The sequence below is a fragment of the Thalassospira sp. SN3W genome (assembly GCF_038070535.1).
In the GTDB taxonomy this organism is placed as follows: domain Bacteria; phylum Pseudomonadota; class Alphaproteobacteria; order Rhodospirillales; family Thalassospiraceae; genus Thalassospira; species Thalassospira xiamenensis.
Genome location: NZ_CP121124.1, coordinates 2,478,885 through 2,497,413, shown reverse-complemented (window position 1 = coordinate 2,497,413; position 18,529 = coordinate 2,478,885). Strand labels below are relative to the sequence as shown.

At 56.5% G+C, this 18,529-nt stretch carries 18 protein-coding genes; 15 read left to right on the top strand and 3 right to left on the bottom strand.

The genetic code is table 11. The features are described from left to right. Positions 1–717 precede the first annotated feature (717 nt). The 3 genes from P8T57_RS11245 to P8T57_RS11235 form a co-directional block, all read right to left on the bottom strand. Positions 718–1,911 (bottom strand): phosphoglycerate kinase, encoded by a 1,194-nt coding sequence (locus P8T57_RS11245; protein ID WP_341363133.1) that lies wholly within the window; start codon positions 1,909–1,911, stop codon positions 718–720. A 175-nt stretch (positions 1,912–2,086) separates the two neighbouring features. Beyond that, positions 2,087–2,932, bottom strand: coding sequence for a diaminopimelate epimerase (gene dapF / locus P8T57_RS11240; protein ID WP_007089110.1), 846 nt, complete (start codon positions 2,930–2,932; stop codon positions 2,087–2,089). Positions 2,933–2,982: 50 nt separating this feature from the next. Further along, positions 2,983–3,426 carry a hypothetical protein gene (locus P8T57_RS11235; RefSeq protein WP_051682292.1) on the bottom strand — a complete coding sequence of 148 codons (444 nt, stop codon included), beginning with the start codon at positions 3,424–3,426 and terminating at the stop codon, positions 2,983–2,985. A 474-nt stretch (positions 3,427–3,900) separates the two neighbouring features. Here P8T57_RS11235 and ccoN point away from each other — a divergent pair, with 474 nt between their 5' ends. From ccoN to trmD, 15 genes are all read left to right on the top strand, one after another. Then, positions 3,901–5,358 (top strand): cytochrome-c oxidase, cbb3-type subunit I, encoded by a 1,458-nt coding sequence (gene ccoN, locus P8T57_RS11230; protein WP_037990692.1) that lies wholly within the window; start codon positions 3,901–3,903, stop codon positions 5,356–5,358. A 14-nt stretch (positions 5,359–5,372) separates the two neighbouring features. Continuing rightward, entirely contained in the window at positions 5,373–6,101 is a 729-nt protein-coding gene (gene ccoO, locus P8T57_RS11225; protein WP_007089113.1) for a cytochrome-c oxidase, cbb3-type subunit II, read from the top strand. Between the two features lie 16 nt (positions 6,102–6,117). Beyond that, a complete protein-coding gene (locus tag P8T57_RS11220) occupies positions 6,118–6,279 on the top strand; it encodes a cbb3-type cytochrome c oxidase subunit 3 (protein WP_007089114.1) in 162 nt (53 codons plus the stop codon). A 15-nt stretch (positions 6,280–6,294) separates the two neighbouring features. Next, positions 6,295–7,167 (top strand): cytochrome-c oxidase, cbb3-type subunit III, encoded by an 873-nt coding sequence (gene ccoP, locus P8T57_RS11215; RefSeq protein ID WP_341363132.1) that lies wholly within the window; start codon positions 6,295–6,297, stop codon positions 7,165–7,167. 231 nt (positions 7,168–7,398) lie between these two features. Beyond that, positions 7,399–8,895: a cytochrome c oxidase accessory protein CcoG gene (gene ccoG / locus P8T57_RS11210; protein WP_341363131.1), complete on the top strand. Its 1,497-nt coding sequence runs from the start codon at positions 7,399–7,401 to the stop codon at positions 8,893–8,895. A gap of 59 nt (positions 8,896–8,954) precedes the next feature. Continuing rightward, entirely contained in the window at positions 8,955–9,473 is a 519-nt protein-coding gene (locus P8T57_RS11205; protein ID WP_007089117.1) for a FixH family protein, read from the top strand. After that, on the top strand, positions 9,470–11,902 hold the full coding sequence (locus P8T57_RS11200; RefSeq protein WP_341363130.1) for a heavy metal translocating P-type ATPase metal-binding domain-containing protein: 2,433 nt from the start codon (positions 9,470–9,472) through the stop codon (positions 11,900–11,902). Before P8T57_RS11205 ends, P8T57_RS11200 begins: the two co-directional genes overlap by 4 nt. Continuing rightward, positions 11,899–12,087 (top strand): cbb3-type cytochrome oxidase assembly protein CcoS, encoded by a 189-nt coding sequence (gene ccoS / locus P8T57_RS11195; RefSeq protein WP_007089119.1) that lies wholly within the window; start codon positions 11,899–11,901, stop codon positions 12,085–12,087. Before P8T57_RS11200 ends, ccoS begins: the two co-directional genes overlap by 4 nt. A gap of 81 nt (positions 12,088–12,168) precedes the next feature. Next, positions 12,169–12,867, top strand: coding sequence for a cyclic nucleotide-binding domain-containing protein (locus tag P8T57_RS11190; protein ID WP_007089120.1), 699 nt, complete (start codon positions 12,169–12,171; stop codon positions 12,865–12,867). 212 nt (positions 12,868–13,079) lie between these two features. After that, positions 13,080–13,928 carry a 3-methyl-2-oxobutanoate hydroxymethyltransferase gene (gene panB / locus P8T57_RS11185; RefSeq protein ID WP_007089121.1) on the top strand — a complete coding sequence of 283 codons (849 nt, stop codon included), beginning with the start codon at positions 13,080–13,082 and terminating at the stop codon, positions 13,926–13,928. Between the two features lie 42 nt (positions 13,929–13,970). Continuing rightward, entirely contained in the window at positions 13,971–14,840 is an 870-nt protein-coding gene (panC, locus tag P8T57_RS11180) for a pantoate--beta-alanine ligase (protein ID WP_341363129.1), read from the top strand. A gap of 232 nt (positions 14,841–15,072) precedes the next feature. Beyond that, positions 15,073–16,557: a signal recognition particle protein gene (gene ffh, locus P8T57_RS11175; RefSeq protein WP_037990688.1), complete on the top strand. Its 1,485-nt coding sequence runs from the start codon at positions 15,073–15,075 to the stop codon at positions 16,555–16,557. 126 nt (positions 16,558–16,683) lie between these two features. Further along, a complete protein-coding gene (rpsP, locus tag P8T57_RS11170; RefSeq protein ID WP_007089124.1) occupies positions 16,684–17,088 on the top strand; it encodes a 30S ribosomal protein S16 in 405 nt (134 codons plus the stop codon). A gap of 45 nt (positions 17,089–17,133) precedes the next feature. Continuing rightward, on the top strand, positions 17,134–17,808 hold the full coding sequence (gene rimM / locus P8T57_RS11165) for a ribosome maturation factor RimM (protein WP_062951619.1): 675 nt from the start codon (positions 17,134–17,136) through the stop codon (positions 17,806–17,808). A 3-nt stretch (positions 17,809–17,811) separates the two neighbouring features. Next, complete coding sequence (gene trmD / locus P8T57_RS11160; RefSeq protein WP_007089126.1) at positions 17,812–18,528, top strand: tRNA (guanosine(37)-N1)-methyltransferase TrmD; 717 nt, start codon at positions 17,812–17,814, stop codon at positions 18,526–18,528. The last annotated feature ends 1 nt before the right edge of the window (position 18,529 follow it).

Here is an 18,529-nt window from a genome sequence, read left to right as displayed (position 1 = left end):
GACTTTCATGGCGCTTGGAAAAGTCATTACGGGGGTGGTGCGATCAGGCCGTAAGGCCGTCGGATATTTGCGAAAAACTGTGGTTTATCATGACGGGAGAGTTGTGCCCTTGGGGCAAGGGCGTTTGAACGGGGCAGCGAGAGCCGGGGCCAATTTGGTTCAGTCCAGTTCAGCCCGGTCGGTGAAGCGTGACAATGCCGAGAATCAGCGGGCCCGAATTGCGCCCGGATTGGATCGGCACGGGGTCGGCTGGCCGGGTTGCCGGGATTGGCTGGCGGGGATCGGCTGGCAGGATCGGTTGCCAGCGGGCCGATGGATCCGTTTGGAGATGCCGAAAGGTCGGTCATCATGGGCGGGACGTGTGCCTGCCATGCAGCAACGCTGTTGCCCTTGGGGTGAGTTGCGTTTCGGGGCAACCGAGAGCGACGGGTGTTTGTTCGGGACAGCAGGGTCCGGGGCGTGGTCCGTCCGGTCGGTGGCGTTTGGCGATACCGGGGGCAGCGGGGGTGGTTGGCTTGGTTTGAGCTGGGGTGGCTTGGCGGTTGATCAAAATCGTCATGCCGGGCGAAGCGGAGTGCAGCCCCGGAATCCATGGCCCATTGAAAGAGACGGGATTCCCGCCGTCGTGGTTTATTTCGGATGATTGGGAATGCTTTGTCAGCAGCAAGACCCCGCCGATTGGCGGGGTCTTGCATTTAACAATCAGCAGTTTGCGGATCAGCCACGCAGGGCTGCAACGCCCGGCAATTCCTTGCCTTCTAGCCATTCAAGGAAGGCACCGCCCGCGGTTGAGACATAGGAGAAATCCTGATCGGCATCGGCGTGACGCAGGGCCGCAACCGTATCACCACCACCCGCGACCGACAGAAGTTTACCGGCCTTGGTCAGTTTTGCCGCCTGCTGGGCGACGGAAACGGTTGCCGTATCGAACGGTGCGATTTCAAACGCACCCAGCGGACCGTTCCAGACCAGCGTTTCACAGGACTCGAGACGTTTGTTCAGATCGACAATGGTTTTCGGCCCGGCATCAAGGATCATGCCATCGGCATCAACATCGTTGATGTCAGATACGGTGTGATCGGCATGCGCTTTGAATTCCTTGGCGACCAGACCATCGACCGGCAGAACGATTTCGCAATTGGCGGCTTCGGCCTTGGCAAAAATCTCGCGCGCCGTTGCCAGAAGGTCATGTTCGCACAGCGATTTACCAACATTGACACCCTTGGCCGCAAGGAAGGTATTGGCCATGCCGCCACCGATCACCAGCTGATCGACCTTGGCAACCAGATTGCCAAGCAGATCCAGTTTAGTTGAAATCTTGGCACCGCCGACGATAGCCATCACCGGATGTTTCGGCGCTTCAAGCGCATTGCCAAGGGCTTCAAGTTCCGCCTGCATCAGACGACCGGCATAGGCCGGAAGTTTGTGGGCCAGCCCCTCGGTCGAGGCATGGGCACGGTGCGCGCACGAAAAGGCATCATTGACGTAAATGTCGCCAAGCTTTGCCAGTTCGGCGACAAAGGCCGGATCGTTCTTTTCCTCTGCGGCGTGGTAACGAAGGTTTTCCAGAACCGCGATTTCGCCGTCCTTAAGGCTGTTCACGACGTCTGCTGCGGCCGCACCAATGCAATCATCGGCGAATTTCACCGGACGCCCAAGCTGCTTGGCCAGCGCATCGGCAACCGGTTTAAGCGACATTTCAGCAATGCGTTCGCCCTTGGGACGGCCAAAATGGGTGATCACGACAAGTTTCGCACCGGCATCCGCCAGTTCGATCAACCCCGGAACCGTCCGTTCGATGCGGGTGGTATCACCCACAACGCCGTCTTTCATTGGAACGTTAAGATCAGCGCGCAGCAAAACGCGCTTGCCAGCGACATTGACACCGTCAAGCGTATTGAAGTCAGCCATTATCTGAACCTGCTTTTGAGTTTCACAGAAAACGGGAGGGGGCGTCCCGACATGGGTTGAACGAAGAACCCGTTTGCGCCCTTTTGCCCGACGAACAGGCATTGTGCAACCGGGGAAACCATTCAGAACGATACCGACCCATCAGGCTACCTGCGGGTCGGCACCAGAAATTCAATCAATGCTGTCCCAGAAGGGATCCGTGCAAAAAGCCCGAGAAACTGGTCGCGACCGGCCCGGTCATCAGAACATGATCGTCGGGCAGCCATTCGATGGTCAGCGGACCACCATCCAGAATGATTTCGGTTTTCCGCCCCGTCAAACCGCGGCGCGCAGCGGCAACACCGGCCGCACAGGCACCCGTACCACAGGCCCGCGTCACCCCCACACCACGTTCCCAGACCCGCATGCGAATCCGGTCTTCGCCAATGATGCTGCAAACCTCAATATTGGCGCGTTCGGGGAACATTTCATGATGTTCAAGGACAGGGCCAAGCTTTTCGATATCAATCGACTCGGCATCGTCAACAAAGAACACCGCATGCGGATTGCCGACATTGACCCCGACCGCATCCGACAAACCGCCCAAGGACAGCGGAATATGGTTGGTATCAACCGCCTGACCCAGCGGGATATCGCGCCAGTCCAGCTTGACCTGCCCCATATCGACGGTAACACGACCATCGGCCAGACCATTGGCATCAAGCAATCCGACGACGGTCTGGATAATGACATCCTTGCGGCCAAGTTCGCCCATGACGATGCTCGCCACACAGCGCGTGGCATTGCCACAGGCCTGGACCTCGCCCCCGTCATTGTTGCGAATGCGCATGAAGGCATCGGCAAGATCATCGCGGGCGGGTTCGATCACGATCAGCTGATCACAACCGACTCCGGTTTTGCGGTCGGCGATGCGGGCCGCGGTTGCGTTATCAAGATCAAGCACGGCGGGATCGCGTCGTCCGTCAAAGACAACGAAATCATTTCCCAGACCATGCATTTTGACAAAAGGAATACCGTTCATAACCGCCTTATAACGGTGTCAGCGGATATCGTCCACCAAAGTCAGCGCCGTCAATGCTGGGCAGCCGGGGCACAATAACGGATTTTGCGCGGCACAAAGCCGGCCCCGCTGAAATAGTCGCGCAGGCGTTCTTCCATTTCACCGACCGAAACATGAACCGCCGCACAATGATGATCCAGAACCAGCCGGTTCATCGCGTCGCGCATCGCATCAAGCACATAGGGTCGTGAAACAATCTCGACGGCCATGATGTTGTCGACATGCAGGACAAGTCCCTCGGACATGTCGTCACGCACCTGATAGGAAAACAGACCGTGGATATACCCCCGTTCATTGGCAATCACGATGATGCCACGCGGGCGTTGCCACAGGATATCGTCGCATCCGGCCCCGATCATGCTATTGGCGCGATCAGTGCAGAATTCGGCAACAAATTCACGCCAGCGCTCAAACGTAAGACCGGTCTGCATCATCTGCACGAGCGGAAAAGTCATATCCGCCGTGTGATGTGTTAGGGGTCTTGCCTGATAGGTTGTTGACATGATTGCTACTCTTCCCACGATTTTCAGCAATCATGGCGCAAAGATTTCGTGTTGACCTTGACCTGTATCAACACCTTTACAGACCCAAACGCGCATAAACACGCTTAGCAATCAATTGTCCCGCAATGCGGGCGAGCTTTGTCTTGAGATTGAGGGGTTCCGCGGTTTTACGAGCCAATATTGACGTGGATCAATGGCGCGTAAGGCTTCAGCCCGCATAATCACCTGACAATCGAAAGCCTCGTCCGTTTTGCATGTGATGCTGCCAAAAGCGCATCACGGCAGCGGTGGGGCTTTTGGTGCAGGTGGCAAGGGAATGACATGTGTCGCACCCGGTCACCGCCGGGACTGATGGAGTTGACCGATCGGATTGGGGACAACTCACCCGAACACCTTGAACGGGAGTCAAGCATGAGCCAGGGGAGCATGGCACAGACAGCATCAACGCCAGTTGCTGTTAATTATAATATGGACGTTGTGCGCTGGGGCGCACTGGCGACCGTATTTTGGGGCGTCGTCGGATTTCTGGCGGGCGATTTCATCGCCTGGCAGCTCGCATTTCCGGCGCTTAATTTCGATAATGAATTTCTGAATTTCGGTCGCCTGCGGCCGTTGCATACTTCGGCGGTGATTTTTGCCTTTGGCGGTAACGCCCTTCTGGCAACGTCGTTCTATGTCGTGCAACGGACCTGCCGCACGCCGCTTTACGGCGGCAAGGCGCTTCCGGCATTCGTTTTCTGGGGCTATCAGCTGTTCATCGTCATGGCCGCACTCGGCTATGTGATGGGGGTTACCCAGGGTCGCGAATATGCCGAACCGGAATGGTTTGTTGATATCTGGATCACCGTGGTGTGGGTTGCGTATCTGGCGATGTTCGTCGGAACCCTGCTGAAGCGTCATGAGCCGCATATCTATGTTGCGAACTGGTTCTATCTGGCCTTCATCGTGACGATCGCAATGCTGCATCTGGGCAACAACCTGGCGATTCCGGTTTCCTTCATGGGGACCAAATCCTACTCGCTGTTCTCGGGTGTGCAGGATGCGCTGACGCAGTGGTGGTATGGCCATAACGCGGTGGGCTTCTTCCTGACGGCCGGCTTCCTTGGGATGATGTACTATTTCATTCCGAAACGTGCCGAACGTCCGGTTTATTCCTATCGCCTGTCGATCATTCACTTCTGGGCGCTGATCTTCCTTTATATCTGGGCTGGTCCGCACCACCTGCACTACACGGCCCTTCCAGACTGGGCGCAGACCCTTGGCATGACCTTCTCGATCATGTTGTGGATGCCGTCCTGGGGCGGGATGATCAACGGCCTGATGACGCTTTCGGGTGCCTGGGACAAACTGCGTACCGACCCTGTCCTGCGCTTCATGGTTGCTGCCGTCGGTTTCTATGGCATGTCGACCTTCGAAGGCCCGGTCATGTCGATCAAGGCCGTCAACGGCCTGTCGCATTATACCGACTGGACCATTGGACATGTTCATTCCGGCGCGCTTGGCTGGGTGGCTTTCGTTTCCTTCGGTGCGATCTATCACCTGATCCCGGTCCTGTGGCATCGTGAACGCCTCTATTCGATGCGTCTGGTTGCCTATCACTTCTGGCTGGGTACCATCGGTATCGTTCTTTACATCACGTCGATGTGGGTTTCGGGGATCATGCAGGGCCTGATGTGGCGTGCCTACGACGATCTTGGCTTCCTGCAGTATTCCTTCATCGAAACCGTTGAAGCAATGCACCCCTACTACATCATTCGTGCAACCGGTGGCCTGCTCTTCCTGCTCGGATCGCTGATCATGGTCTGGAACGTCTACAAGACGATCAAGGGTGATCTGCGTCGCGAAGCACCGATCGGCACACCTGCTACCGTAGCAGCCGAATAAGGGGGATGTGAAAAATGCTTCTGAAAAAACACCACATTGTTGAGAAGAACGTCTTTGTTCTCATCCTCGGGATTTTCCTGACCATCATCATCGGTGGTATTGTCGAAATCGTGCCGTTGTTCACGATGGAACAGACCATCGAGAAGGTCGAAGGGGTCCGTCCCTATTCACCGCTCGAACAGGCGGGTCGCAACATCTATCTCCGCGAAGGGTGCTATAACTGCCATTCCCAGCAGATCCGTCCGTTCCGTGACGAGGTCGAACGTTATGGCCATTACAGCCTTGCCGCGGAATCGATGTATGACCATCCGTTCCAGTGGGGATCGAAACGTACCGGACCGGACCTTGCCCGCGTTGGAGCCAAATATTCCAACGACTGGCATGTTGCCCACCTGAAAGATCCGCGCTCTGTCGTGCCGGAATCGATCATGCCGGGCTATCCGTTCCTGGCGGAACGCGAATTGAAGTTCGATGACGCCCAGGCCCATCTTGAAACGCTTAAAATGGTTGGTGTTCCTTATACCGACGAGCAGATCGAGAATGCCAAGGCCGACCTGTATCTGCAGGCGATGGCGGACGAGGATTACGATGAACTCCTTGCACGTTATCCGAATGCGGCAACCGGTGACTTTGACGGAAACCCCGCGAAACTGACCGAAATGGATGCGCTGGTCGCGTATCTGCAGGTCCTGGGTCGCATGGTCGATTTCACCACCTACAACCCGCAACTGAACCTGCGCTAAGGCGAAGGGGAACGTCATGGAATTCTTTACGCAACTCGCTGACTTTTTCCGACCCTTGTGGGGTCTGTGGCTGATGCTGCTTTTCGGGGCGATCATTGCCTGGGTCATGTGGCCCAGCAAAAAGCGCCGGAAAGACATGGAAGAGCATGCCCGGATTCCGTTTCGGGATGAGGAATAGGGGGAGAACCGAGCTATGTCGACACATGTCGAAAAAGACCAGGTTTCGGGCCACGAAACAACCGGTCATGAATGGGATGGCATCAAAGAGCTGAATACACCGCTGCCGTCCTGGTGGGTCTATGTTTTCTGGGCCACAATCGTCTGGTCGGTCGGCTATTGGGTGGTTTATCCGTCCTGGCCGACGGCAACGAGCTACCTTACCGGTATGTTCGAAACCACCAACCGGACCCAACTGCATGAAACCATGGCCAATGTTGCCGCCGAACGCGCACCGTATATGGAGCGTCTGGCAGCACTGGATCTGGATGAAATCGTTAATGACAGCGAATTGCTGAACTTCTCGATGGCAGGTGGCAAGGCCGTGTTCGCAGAAAACTGCGCACCGTGTCATGGCACCGGCGGTTCGGGCAACCCGGGCTTCCCATCCCTTCAGGACGATGACTGGCTGTGGGGTGGTTCGCTTGAAACCATCAATGAAACGCTGCATGTCGGTGTCCGCTGGGATGCCAATGACGATACGCGTTTCAATGCGATGCCTGCCTTTGGTCGTGACGAAATACTGGAACGCGAAGGCATCAATGATGTTGTTCAGTATGTCCTGTCCTTTACCGGACGCGAAACCGACAAGGCCGCAGCAACCCGCGGCATGGAGGTCTTCGCCGATAACTGCGCATCCTGCCATGGCGAAGACGCCAAGGGTGTTCAGGAATTGGGGGCACCGAACCTGACGGATGCGATCTGGCTGTATGGTGGCGATGCCGCAACCATTACCGAAACCGTGACCAATTCTCGTGGTGGCGTCATGCCTGCATGGGGTGGTCGTCTTGACGAAGAAACCATCAAGATGCTGACGGTTTATGTCCACTCGCTTGGTGGCGGTCAGTAACCTTTAAAATCTTCTGCCCGCCGCACCTTTATACACTGTGATCTGATCAAAAATTGATTTGTGTCATGGTGGGGTGCGGCGGGTTTTTCGTATGTTGGCACTGCAATTTGAATAATCCTAATCCGACATGGCATGCCGCATGCCATGTTGTGCACCATGCAGATAACTGGTGGCCCCAAAGCCACAAGAGAGCAGTTATCGGCGATGCGGCCCAACAGTCAGGTAGCGACAATGGCCATGCCCCATTTGCAACAGCCCGATCCCGCACATCCGGTCCCGCAAAACGATACACTGCCGGAAGATGACCGCGACCAACCACTTTATAAAACCCGCGACAAGGTCTATCCGAAACGGGTCTCGGGTCGTTTCCGTAACCTGAAATGGTTTGCACTGGTCGCTCTGCTTGCCATTTACTGGATTGTTCCTTGGCTGCGCTGGGACCGCGGACCTTCGGCACCGGATCAGGCCGTGCTGATCGACATGGATCTTGGCCGCGCCTATTTCTTCTTTATCGAGATCTGGCCGCAGGAAGTCTATTACATCACCGGCCTTCTGATCCTTGCCGCGATCGGTCTGTTTCTGGCAACGTCGCTGTTTGGCCGTATCTGGTGCGGTTATGGCTGTCCGCAAACGGTGTGGACCGATCTTTTCATGCTGGTCGAACGTCATATCCAGGGGGATCGCAATGCGCGCATGCGTCTGGACAAATCGCCCTGGACATTCGAAAAAGTCTGGAAAATCGGCGCGACCCATCTTTCATGGCTGGTGATTGCCGCGGCAACCGGCGGTGCGTTTGTGCTTTATTTCCACGATGCGCCGACGGTCATGGTCGATATCTTTACCGGTGATGCGTCACTGGGTGTTTATGTCACCATCGCGTTCCTGACTTTTTCGACCTATCTGCTGGCCGGGTGGGCGCGCGAACAGGTTTGCACCTATATGTGCCCGTGGCCGCGTTTCCAGTCGGCGATGCTTGATGACGAGTCGATGATCGTCACCTATGAAGGCTGGCGCGGCGAACCGCGTGGTCCGATCAAGCGCAAGAACCTTGTCCGCGGCGAAGTCCCGGAAGTCGGCCACTGCATTGATTGCTATGCCTGCTTTAACGTCTGTCCGACGGGGATCGATATCCGTGACGGATTGCAGATGGAATGCATCGGCTGTGGCCTGTGTATCGATGCGTGTAACGAAATGATGGACAAGGTCGGCTTCCCGCGTGATCTGGTCCGGTTTGATTCGGTGCAAAACAGCCAGTTGCGCGCGCATGGCAAGGCGACAAAAATCCGCATTGTCCGGCCGCGTACCATTTTCTATTCGATCATCGTGATGCTGGTCGCAGGCGTAATGGCCTTTGGCCTGTTCAATCGCACGACACTTGAAGTCAACGTTTTGCGGGATCGCAACCCGATATTCGTCCGACTGTCCGATGGTGATGTCCGAAATGGCTACACCTTAAAGGTCCTGAACAAGGAACAGGCTGCCAAAACCTATATCCTTACAATCGAAGGGCTTGATGCCACCGATTTCCAGGTTATCGGTCTGACACCTAACCAGGATGGCACATTCAGCCTGGATGTTGCCCCGGACCGCGTTGGCAGTTTCCGTGTCTTTGTTGCGGCCGATCCAGAAGCACTGGACGGCGAAGCCACACCGTTCGAGTTCAGCGTGACCGATCCAAAGGACAATATTCGCGAAACTTATGATACCGTGTTTGCCGGTCCGAAATAACCGGCACCCGCCTGACGATCCGGCGGCCGATCATGTCGCCCCGGACAGGAGATAGAAAGATGACGACCCAGACCACAACCTCACCATCCTCTGTCGCGGGTCCGCGCAAATCGGATCGCCTGATCCCGTGGTACTTTGTTGGCGGTTTCGCGATCATGCTGATCGCCAACATCTCGCTGATCACGTTTTCAATGACAAGCTGGAACGGGCTTGTCACCAAACACGCCTTCGAAGAAGGCAACAATTATAACGCCGCAATGTCGGGCGCGCAGCGTCAGGCCGAATTGGGATGGCGCAGCAAACTGTCGGTCGAGGGTCTGATCAATCAGTCTGCGACGGTTACTGTCCTGTTCCGGGATCGCGATTCCCAACCGATCAGCGGTGCCAAAATGGAAATCGTTTTGCGGCGTTCGGACCGTGACGATCTTGACCAGACCGTGCGAATGGCGGAAATCGCGCCCGGGGAATATCGGGCAAGTGCCGCGTTCCCGGTTTATGGCCGTTGGGAAATCCGGACCATTGCGCACGCCCTTGGTGATGATTATCAGACTGTCGAGACCGTTGTCGTAAAACCATGACCCCCCAAACCACCTGCCGCCATTGTGGAGATCCGGTGACCTCGATGTCACCGGTCGGGCCTGACTTTTGCTGTCGGGGATGTGCAGGTGCGTTTGAACTTCTGGGCGATCTGGGTCTTAAATCCTATTACAGCCGCCGAAGCATCGATCCCAAAGCCCGGCCATTGCGCCCCGATAGCGATGAAATCGCTGCGGTTAATTTCACCGATCTTGTCAGCACCGACGACGAAGGCGTTCATCATCTTAACCTGATGGTGGATGGCATACATTGTGCGGCCTGTGTCTGGCTGATCGAAACCCTGCTGCAAAAAAATCCGTCTGTCCTGCATGCGCGCGTCAATATGACCACCCGCCGGTTACGGCTGACATGGAACGGTGACATTGCCGATGTGGATGACCTGGTTAAACCGGTTCTGCAGATGGGATACCGGCTGATCCCGTTCGATCCCGCAGCGCTAGAACAGGCAACACAGGCCCGCAACAGCGAATTGCTGCGCTGTCTGGCGGTTGCCGGATTTGCCGCGGGCAACGTCATGCTGCTGTCGGTTTCTGTCTGGGCCGGATATTTTCAGGGAATGGGCGGGGCAACCCGCGATCTTTTCCATTGGATATCGGCCCTGATTGCCCTTCCGGCAGCCGTCTATGCCGGAATGCCGTTTTACCGGTCCGCATGGGGTGCGATCCGCAATCGCCGGGTCAATATGGATGTGCCGATCAGCCTGGGGGTCATTCTTGCGCTTGGCATGAGTCTGGCTGAAACCATGCGCGGCGGCCCCCATGCCTATTTCGATTCTGCCATAACGCTTTTGTTTTTCCTGCTGGTTGGCCGATATCTTGACAGCCGCGCCCGTGGTCAGGCCCGATCAGCCGCCGAACATCTGCTATCGCTGAATGCGCGCTCGGTCACGGTTCTGGCTGACGATGGCACCCGCCGACTGATCGCACCGGACAAGGCCAAACCGGGCATGATCGTTCTGGTGGCAGCGGGGGAGCGGATCGGCATTGATGGTGAAATCCTTGATGGTCAATCGGATATCGATACCAGCCTGATCACGGGGGAAAGCATCCCGAACACCGCCAAACCGGGCACAACCGTTTTCGCCGGAACAACCAATATATCGGCTCCGTTGCGCATCCGCGTTACTGCGACCGGTCAAACAACGCTTCTGGCTGAAATTGTCCGGTTAATGGAAAATGCCGAACAGGGACGCGCCCGATATGTCGCCCTTGCCGACCGTGTCGCCAAATCCTATGCCCCGGTGGTCCATCTTCTTTCGGGCACGACATTTCTCGGCTGGTGGCTCATTGGCGGGATTGGCTGGCAGGATGCCCTGATGAATGCGATTGCCGTTCTGATCATCACCTGCCCCTGTGCCCTTGCCCTTGCCGTGCCGGTTGTTCAGGTGATTGCGACCGGGCGGCTGTTGCGCGCTGGTATCTTGGTCAAATCAGCCACGGCCCTTGAAAGACTGACCCGTATTCGCGGTGTCATTTTTGATAAGACCGGCACATTGACCACCGGCAAGCCCGAATTGATCTCCAATCCGGACGATGACACTGCGCTTGAACTGGCTGCATCCATCGCGGCCAATAGCACCCACCCACTGTCGCGCGCCCTTGTACGGGCCGCCGGAAATGTAACGCCAATCGCCAATGTTTCGGAACATCCCGGCCAGGGACTCTCAGCAGAATTGCCCGCTGGCACGGTCCGATTGGGCAGCCGGGCATTTTGCGGTATTGCAGAAAATGCCGACCTGTCCAGCCACATTGCAGGCCCCGAAATGTGGTTACAGGAACCGGGCCGGGCCGCAACCCGTTTTGTTTTCCGCGATGCCCCGCGTCATGATGCCGAACAGGTCATCGAAACCCTGTCTTCGCGTGGTTTTGACATATCGCTGCTATCGGGGGACCGGGCCGTGACGGTTGCTCGACTTGCGGAAACACTGGGCATTCGCGATTGGAAGGCGCAGCTTTCACCGGCGGACAAGGCAAACGAAATCGCCCGTCGCGCCGAAAATGGCAAATGTGACCTGATGGTCGGTGACGGCATTAATGATGCGCCGGCACTTGCCGCAGCCTATGCATCCATGTCACCGGCAAGTGCAGCCGAAATCAGCCAGAATGTCGCCGATATCGTGTTTCAGGGCGACCGCCTTTCGGCCGTGATCGAGGCCATCGACGTTGCCAGGAAATCCGACCGGCTTGTCCGACAGAATTTCACCCTGTCATTTGCCTATAACCTGATCACGATTCCATTGGCAGTATCGGGCATGGTCACACCACTGATTGCCGCCATTGCGATGTCTTCATCCTCTTTGATTGTGATTGCCAACGCATTGCGCCTGCGATCTGGAAGAGACAAACAGCGGGCCGGAGATCCTTCCGCCCTCCCCGTGCATGCCCAAGAGGCAGGAGCGCCGTCAGTATGAGCAACCTATTACTTCTGATACCAATCGCCCTGTTTCTGGGGCTTCTCGGATTGGCAGCATTTCTATGGTCGCTTAAATCGGGGCAGTTCGATGACATGGAAGGAGCCGCCAATCGCATCCTTTTTGATGACGATGAACAGCAACCGCAGGACAGCCATACGAAAAACAACGGAGACAAACGTTAGTATCGCTTGAACTGATGCAGTCAGATCGCATAGATTAATTCCAATCTGACATCTTAAGTACATGTAGCTCCGGAGTTTGCCATGTCTGTCCGTTCCCAGCTTTGTGAGGCCTGCGGAATCAAGGACCTGACCTTCTGCTCTTCTTTGCAGGGCACGGAGCATGATCGTTTGCGCCAGATGCTGACCCATGTTCAGTTCGATCCGCACAGCACGATTTTCCACGAAGCCGAAGATGCCGATTACGTGTTTAACGTCACGTCGGGTTCGGTAAAACTATACAAACTTCTGGGCGACGGCCGCCGCCAGATCACCGGTTTCCTGTTCCCTGGTGATTTCCTTGGTCTGGCGCTGAACACCACATACAGCTACACCGCCGAGGCAATCGAGCCGGTAACCGCCTGCCGTTTCCCGCGCGAAAAGCTTGAAAAGCTGTTTGACGAATTCCCGCGTCTTGAAAAACGCATGCTGGGCATGGCGGTTGACGAACTTGCCGCCGCACAGGATCAGATGCTGCTGCTGGGCCGCAAGACAGCCAAGGAAAAGGTTGCGTCCTTCCTTTTGATGCTGGCCCGCCGTCAGGAACATCGCGGCGAGGAAAGCGACACGATCCAGGTCCCGATGAGCCGCTCGGACATCGCCGATTACCTTGGCCTGACCATCGAAACGGTTTCACGCACCCTGACGCAGCTGCGCAAGGAAGCAACGATCACGCTTAAGGATAATCGCCATATCGAAGCCGTCGGCATTGATATGCTTGAAGATCTTGCCGAAGGCTTGTGATTGCGTTGTGCAATTGCACAACAAATCCCGAAATGGACAGAATATCCTGCGGCAACAATAGGGAACCCTTCCTGTTAAAGGCTATTCGACCAAAAGCCTGTTTCGCGATTGCGAAAAAACAGTTCCCGCAAATGGTCATCATATTGTAAACATGACGGCACGCCTGACATAGATCGGGCAGCCAAATCCGGTAACACCGGGGGAGAAACGTCATGAGTGCCACCACCAGAAAACAGGGCCGCATCACGGTTCCTGCCATTCGCGCCCGCAAGGGTGCAGAACCGATTGTCTGCCTGACGGCCTATACCACGCCGATGGCGCAACGCCTTGACCCGCATTGCGATCTTCTTCTGGTCGGGGATTCACTGGGCATGGTTGTGTACGGCATGGAAAGCACGCTTGCCGTCACCGTCGACATGATGATCAACCACGGCAAGGCCGTCATGCGCGGCAGTTCCAACGCCTGCGTGATCGTCGATCTGCCTTTTGGCAGCTATCAGGAATCCAAAGAACAGGCTTTTCGCACGGCATCGCGCATTCTTGCCGAAACCGGATGCGCGGGGGTGAAACTTGAAGGTGGTGCCGAACTGGCTGACACCGTCGAATTCCTCAGCCAGCGGGGCATTCCCGTCATGGCCCATATCGGCCTGATGCCCCAGCAGGTCAACACCATGGGCGGCTTCAAAAGCCAGGGTCGCGGCGAAGAAGCTGCTGCCAAGGTGATTGCCGATGCCAAGGCCGTCGCCAAAGCCGGTGCATTTTCAGTGGTTGTCGAAGGCACGGTCGAGGCCGTTGCACGGCTTATCACCACGGAAATCGACATTCCGACGATTGGCATCGGTGCATCTGTTGCCTGCGACGGGCAGGTGCTGGTGACCGAGGATATCCTTGGCCTGTTTTCCGATTTCACCCCGAAATTCGTCAAACGCTATGCCGATCTGGGCGATCAGGTCTCCAAAGCGGTTGAAAGCTATGCCACCGAAGTCCGGAACCGTCAGTTCCCGACCGACGATCATTGCTTTGGCGTGACCAAACCCGGCAAATTGCGCGCCGTAAAATAACGGTGCCGCCTTTTTGCCCAACAGACGATCGACAAGACGAACATGACGCTTAAAACCGTTCACAGCGTTGCAGAACTGCGCGCGGTTGTTGCCGGGTGGCGCGCGCGAGGATTGCGTGTGGCACTGGTCCCGACGATGGGTGCTCTTCATGCCGGTCATATCAGCCTGACCGATCATGTCCGCAATCACGCCGACCGCGTCATTGTCAGCATCTTCGTCAATCCGACGCAGTTCGGCCCGAACGAGGATTTCGGTGCCTATCCCCGTACATTGCCAGACGATCAGAAAATGCTCGATGCCGCCGGGGTGGAGCTGTGCTTTGCCCCCTCGGTCGAAGAAATGTATCCCGATGGCTTTGCCACCCGTGTCAGCGTCGATGGATCATTTACCAACGTCCTGTGCGGTGCTTCCCGCCCCGGCCATTTCGACGGCGTTGCCCAGATCGTCACCAAACTTCTGCTGCAAGCCCTGCCCGATTGCGCGATATTCGGCCAGAAAGACTATCAGCAGCTGATGGTCATCCGCCGTTTCACCACCGACCTGAACATCCCGGTCGAAATTATCGGCGCACCGATCCTGCGCGAAGATGACGGGCTGGCGATGTCATCGCGCAACCGCTATCTGACACCGGAAGAACGCGCGATTGCCCCGACACTTGACCGGGTTTTGGGCGAAATCACCACAGCCGCGGCAAGGGGTGCTGAAATCGCCCCGCTTCTGGCCAAGGGACGCGAAGATATTCTGAACGCCGGTTTCAAATCGATTGACTACCTTGAAATCCGCGACGCAGATACGCTTGAACGGGTCGAAGATCGGGTGCGCAAACGTAGCCGCGTCTTTGTCGCCGCCCATCTTGGCAAAGCCCGTCTGATCGACAATCACGCCATCGACCCGATCAACATCACGGGTTAAACAGCGGCTTGGCCGCGATGAATCGCGGATTGCGATGCGATTGGCATCAAAAGCGCAGAACATCGCGCTTTTGCGCCTGATTGCGCTTGACTCTATCCCCCCTATCGCATAAACCCTGCGCAACAAAGGTCGCCCAAGGGGTGACTCCCCCAGTCCTCGAGTTGTCGAGCACTGGGTTTTAGTTTTTTGTGCGCACACGGTGGAAACACCGGAAACACAGACGGGATTTGGAATGTTTGAAGGACTAAGCGATCGCCTTGGCGGGGTTCTTGATAAGCTGCGCAGACGTGGCGCGCTGAAAGAATCCGACGTCAAGGAAGCCATGCGCGAAGTACGCGTCGCCCTGCTTGAGGCTGACGTGGCGCTGCCGGTCGTCAAATCATTCATCACCAATGCAACCGAACGTGCAGTTGGTCAGGACGTTCTGCGTTCGGTCACACCGGGCCAGATGGTCGTCAAGATCGTTCATGACGAACTGAAAAACATGCTGGGCGAAGGCGAGGATATCAACCTTGCGGCCACCCCGCCGGTTCCGATCCTGATGGTCGGTTTGCAGGGTTCAGGCAAAACCACGAGCTCGGCCAAGATCGCACTGCATCTGACCAAAAAGCGCAACAAGAAAGTCCTGCTGGCGTCGCTTGATATCTATCGCCCGGCCGCCCAGCAGCAGTTGAAAATTCTGGCCGACAATAACGGCCTGAACGTTCTGCCGATCATTATGGGCGAAAAGCCGGTATCGATCGCAAAACGCGCAATGGATATGGGCCGCAAGGAAGGCTATGACGCCGTCATCCTCGATACCGCAGGGCGCCTGCATATCGATATGGAACTGATGAGCGAAGTCGCCCAGGTCCGTGACGCGGTCAACCCGGCCGAGACCCTTCTGGTCACCGATGCGATGACCGGTCAGGACTCGGTCAATGTGGCCAAGGAATTCGCCGACAAGGTCGGCATCACCGGTATCGTTCTGACCCGTATCGACGGTGATGCACGTGGTGGTGCGGCCCTGTCGATGCGCCAGATCACCGGCTGCCCGATCAAGATGCTCGGTACCGGTGAAAAAATAGACGAGATGGAAGCCTTCCATCCGGATCGTATCGCCAACCGCATCCTCGGGATGGGCGATGTCGTCAGCCTTGTCGAAAAGGCTGCCGAAACGATCAAGCAGGAAGACGCCGAGAAAATGGCGAAGAAGCTCGCAAAGGGTCAGTTTGACCTGAACGATCTTCTTTCCCAGCTCAAGCAGCTTCAGAAAATGGGTGATCTTTCCGGCATCATGGGGATGCTGCCGGGCATGGGCGCGCTGAAAAAACAGATGTCGCAGACCAAGCTTGATCCCAAACTTCTGACCCATCAGGAGGCGATCATCCTGTCGATGACGCCCAAGGAACGAGAAAACCCGGCCCTGATCAAGGCATCGCGCAAAAAGCGTATTGCCGCAGGTTGCGGTCTTTCGGTTCAGGATGTGAACAAGCTGCTCAAACAGTATCAGACCATGTCCACCATGATCAAAAAGATGGGCAAGATGGGCAAAAAGGGACTGTTTGGCGGTATGCCGAAAATGGATCCCTCGATGCTCGAAGGCGGCGACATGCCCGATATGAGCAAGTTGCCAAAAGGATTTCCCGGTGCCGGGGGCGGATTACCGCCCGGGTTCCCGGGATTGGGCGGCGGCGGTTTGCCGCCGGGATTTCCGGGGTTCGGTAAAAAGAAATAGCCAAGCCCCCGGTTCTCAAGATTTTTCGAAAGAACCAAACACCCCGGTTCCCTGAACCGGAATAAATTGATCCTCCGGGATCGTAACTTGAAGACTACAAACCCAAGCTGAAAGGAACTTATCCGAATGGCTGTCAAGATTCGTCTTTCCCGTGGCGGTGCCAAAAAGCGTCCGTACTACCGTATCGTAGTTGCAGATGCCCGTGCCCCGCGTGACGGCAGCTTCATCGAGAAAGTCGGTACCTATGATCCGATGCTCCCGAAGGATGCTGACAACCGCGTGACCTTCAAAGAAGAGCGCATCAAATATTGGCTGGGCGTTGGCGCACAGCCGACCGATCGTGTTGCACGTTTCCTGGGCAAAGCTGGCCTGGCTGACGCGTTCAAACCGACCGAACAGCCCCAGAAGTCGGCTCCGAAAGCGAAAGCCCAGGAACGTCTTCGTGAGAAAGCTGAAAAAGCCGAAGCCGCTGCTGCTGCAGCTGCCGAAGCTGCTGCGGCTCCTGCTGAAGAAGCTGCCAGCGAAGAATAAGCTTTTCGCACGCTTTGATCAGATACCGGAAATTTGTGAACCGAAATGGCTGATACCCGCAAATCCAAAACCGACGATGCATTTGTCTGCGTCGGCATGATCACCGCCCCGCACGGGGTGCGTGGTGCCGTGCGCGTCAAAAGCTATACCGTCGATCCGGATAACCTTGTCGGTTACGGCCCGTTGTTCGACGCCAAGGGACAGGCGAAATTCAAACTGTCTCCTGTCGGACATGTTCGCGACCAGCTGATCGCCAAGATCGATGGTGTGAACGACCGGGACGCCGCCGAACGGCTGCGGGGAACCAAGCTTTACGTACCGCGGACGGCCCTGCCGGAAACGGAAGACGAAGACGAATTCTATCTTGCCGATCTTGTCGGCCTGAAAGCCCATCATGTTGATGGTTCGCTGTTCGGGACCGTACGGGGTGTGGCTGATTTTGGCGCGGGCGATGTGATCGAAATCGCGCTGGAAGAAGTCCGTGGCAAAGTCGTCGTCCTGCCGTTTACCAAGGAAGTCGTGCCCGATGTGGTGCTTTCGGAACGCAAGCTGGTGGTAAATCCGCCCGAGGGGCTTTTGCAGGAAGAAGAAGGACCGGGAAATCGTACCCGCCGTCCGGGCAGCTCCCGCAAGGACTCTCAGGCCGACCGCGATTCTGATGCCGTCACTGCCGATGCAGTAGGCGCAGAAAATGCGACCGGCAGCGGAAAGGAGGCCTGATCGATGTCTGTGTGGCAGGCCAAGGTTGCAACCCTGTTCCCGGAAATGTTCCCGGGCGCGCTTGGTCAGTCTCTGGCCGGACGGGCACTGGAAAACGGGATCTGGTCGCTGGATGTCAAAGACATCCGTGATCATGCAACCGACCGTCACCGCACTGTTGACGACAATCCTTTCGGGGGTGGGGCCGGTATGGTCATGCGCCCGGATATTGTCGACGCCACCCTGCGTGAATTGCGTGCGGAAGCTCCGCAATTGCCGCTGATTTATCTCAGCCCGCGCGGGAAAATGCTGAACCAGAAACGTTGCCGCGAACTGGCAGCGGGACCGGGTGCCATCCTGTTGTGTGGTCGCTACGAAGGTATCGACCAGCGCGTACTTGATGAACATCAGGTCGAGGAAATCAGCATTGGCGACTACATCCTCATGGGCGGCGAACTGCCGGCCATGGTCCTGATTGAATCGTGCATTCGCCTTATCGAAGGTGTGGTCAACAAGACCGAATCCGTCGACGAGGAAAGCTTTGAAACCGGGTTGCTTGAATATCCGCATTACACGCGCCCGGCCAATTGGAACGGGCGTGACGTGCCGGAGATCTTGCTTTCCGGACATCATGCCAAGGTACAAGCCTGGCGGCATGCTCAGGCAGAAGAAATTACCCGTGCTCGGCGTCCTGACCTTTGGGATCAGTATGTCGCACGCGGGCACATCAAAGAGGGTTAAA

What these genes read in the sequence shown, in the direction of transcription:
- P8T57_RS11245 (WP_341363133.1), bottom strand. Translation starts at nt 1,911, where the DNA reads ATGGCTGACTTCAATACGCTTGACGGTGTCAATGTCGCTGGCAAGCGC.
- P8T57_RS11205 (WP_007089117.1), top strand. Translation starts at nt 8,955, where the DNA reads ATGACGACCCAGACCACAACCTCACCATCCTCTGTCGCGGGTCCGCGC.
- trmD (WP_007089126.1), top strand. Translation starts at nt 17,812, where the DNA reads ATGTCTGTGTGGCAGGCCAAGGTTGCAACCCTGTTCCCGGAAATGTTC.
- ccoG (WP_341363131.1), top strand. Translation starts at nt 7,399, where the DNA reads ATGGCCATGCCCCATTTGCAACAGCCCGATCCCGCACATCCGGTCCCG.
- P8T57_RS11190 (WP_007089120.1), top strand. Translation starts at nt 12,169, where the DNA reads ATGTCTGTCCGTTCCCAGCTTTGTGAGGCCTGCGGAATCAAGGACCTG.
- ccoP (WP_341363132.1), top strand. Translation starts at nt 6,295, where the DNA reads ATGTCGACACATGTCGAAAAAGACCAGGTTTCGGGCCACGAAACAACC.
- P8T57_RS11220 (WP_007089114.1), top strand. Translation starts at nt 6,118, where the DNA reads ATGGAATTCTTTACGCAACTCGCTGACTTTTTCCGACCCTTGTGGGGT.
- P8T57_RS11235 (WP_051682292.1), bottom strand. Translation starts at nt 3,426, where the DNA reads ATGACTTTTCCGCTCGTGCAGATGATGCAGACCGGTCTTACGTTTGAG.
- ccoS (WP_007089119.1), top strand. Translation starts at nt 11,899, where the DNA reads ATGAGCAACCTATTACTTCTGATACCAATCGCCCTGTTTCTGGGGCTT.
- panB (WP_007089121.1), top strand. Translation starts at nt 13,080, where the DNA reads ATGAGTGCCACCACCAGAAAACAGGGCCGCATCACGGTTCCTGCCATT.
- P8T57_RS11200 (WP_341363130.1), top strand. Translation starts at nt 9,470, where the DNA reads ATGACCCCCCAAACCACCTGCCGCCATTGTGGAGATCCGGTGACCTCG.
- panC (WP_341363129.1), top strand. Translation starts at nt 13,971, where the DNA reads ATGACGCTTAAAACCGTTCACAGCGTTGCAGAACTGCGCGCGGTTGTT.
- rpsP (WP_007089124.1), top strand. Translation starts at nt 16,684, where the DNA reads ATGGCTGTCAAGATTCGTCTTTCCCGTGGCGGTGCCAAAAAGCGTCCG.
- ccoO (WP_007089113.1), top strand. Translation starts at nt 5,373, where the DNA reads ATGCTTCTGAAAAAACACCACATTGTTGAGAAGAACGTCTTTGTTCTC.
- ffh (WP_037990688.1), top strand. Translation starts at nt 15,073, where the DNA reads ATGTTTGAAGGACTAAGCGATCGCCTTGGCGGGGTTCTTGATAAGCTG.
- dapF (WP_007089110.1), bottom strand. Translation starts at nt 2,932, where the DNA reads ATGAACGGTATTCCTTTTGTCAAAATGCATGGTCTGGGAAATGATTTC.
- ccoN (WP_037990692.1), top strand. Translation starts at nt 3,901, where the DNA reads ATGGCACAGACAGCATCAACGCCAGTTGCTGTTAATTATAATATGGAC.
- rimM (WP_062951619.1), top strand. Translation starts at nt 17,134, where the DNA reads ATGGCTGATACCCGCAAATCCAAAACCGACGATGCATTTGTCTGCGTC.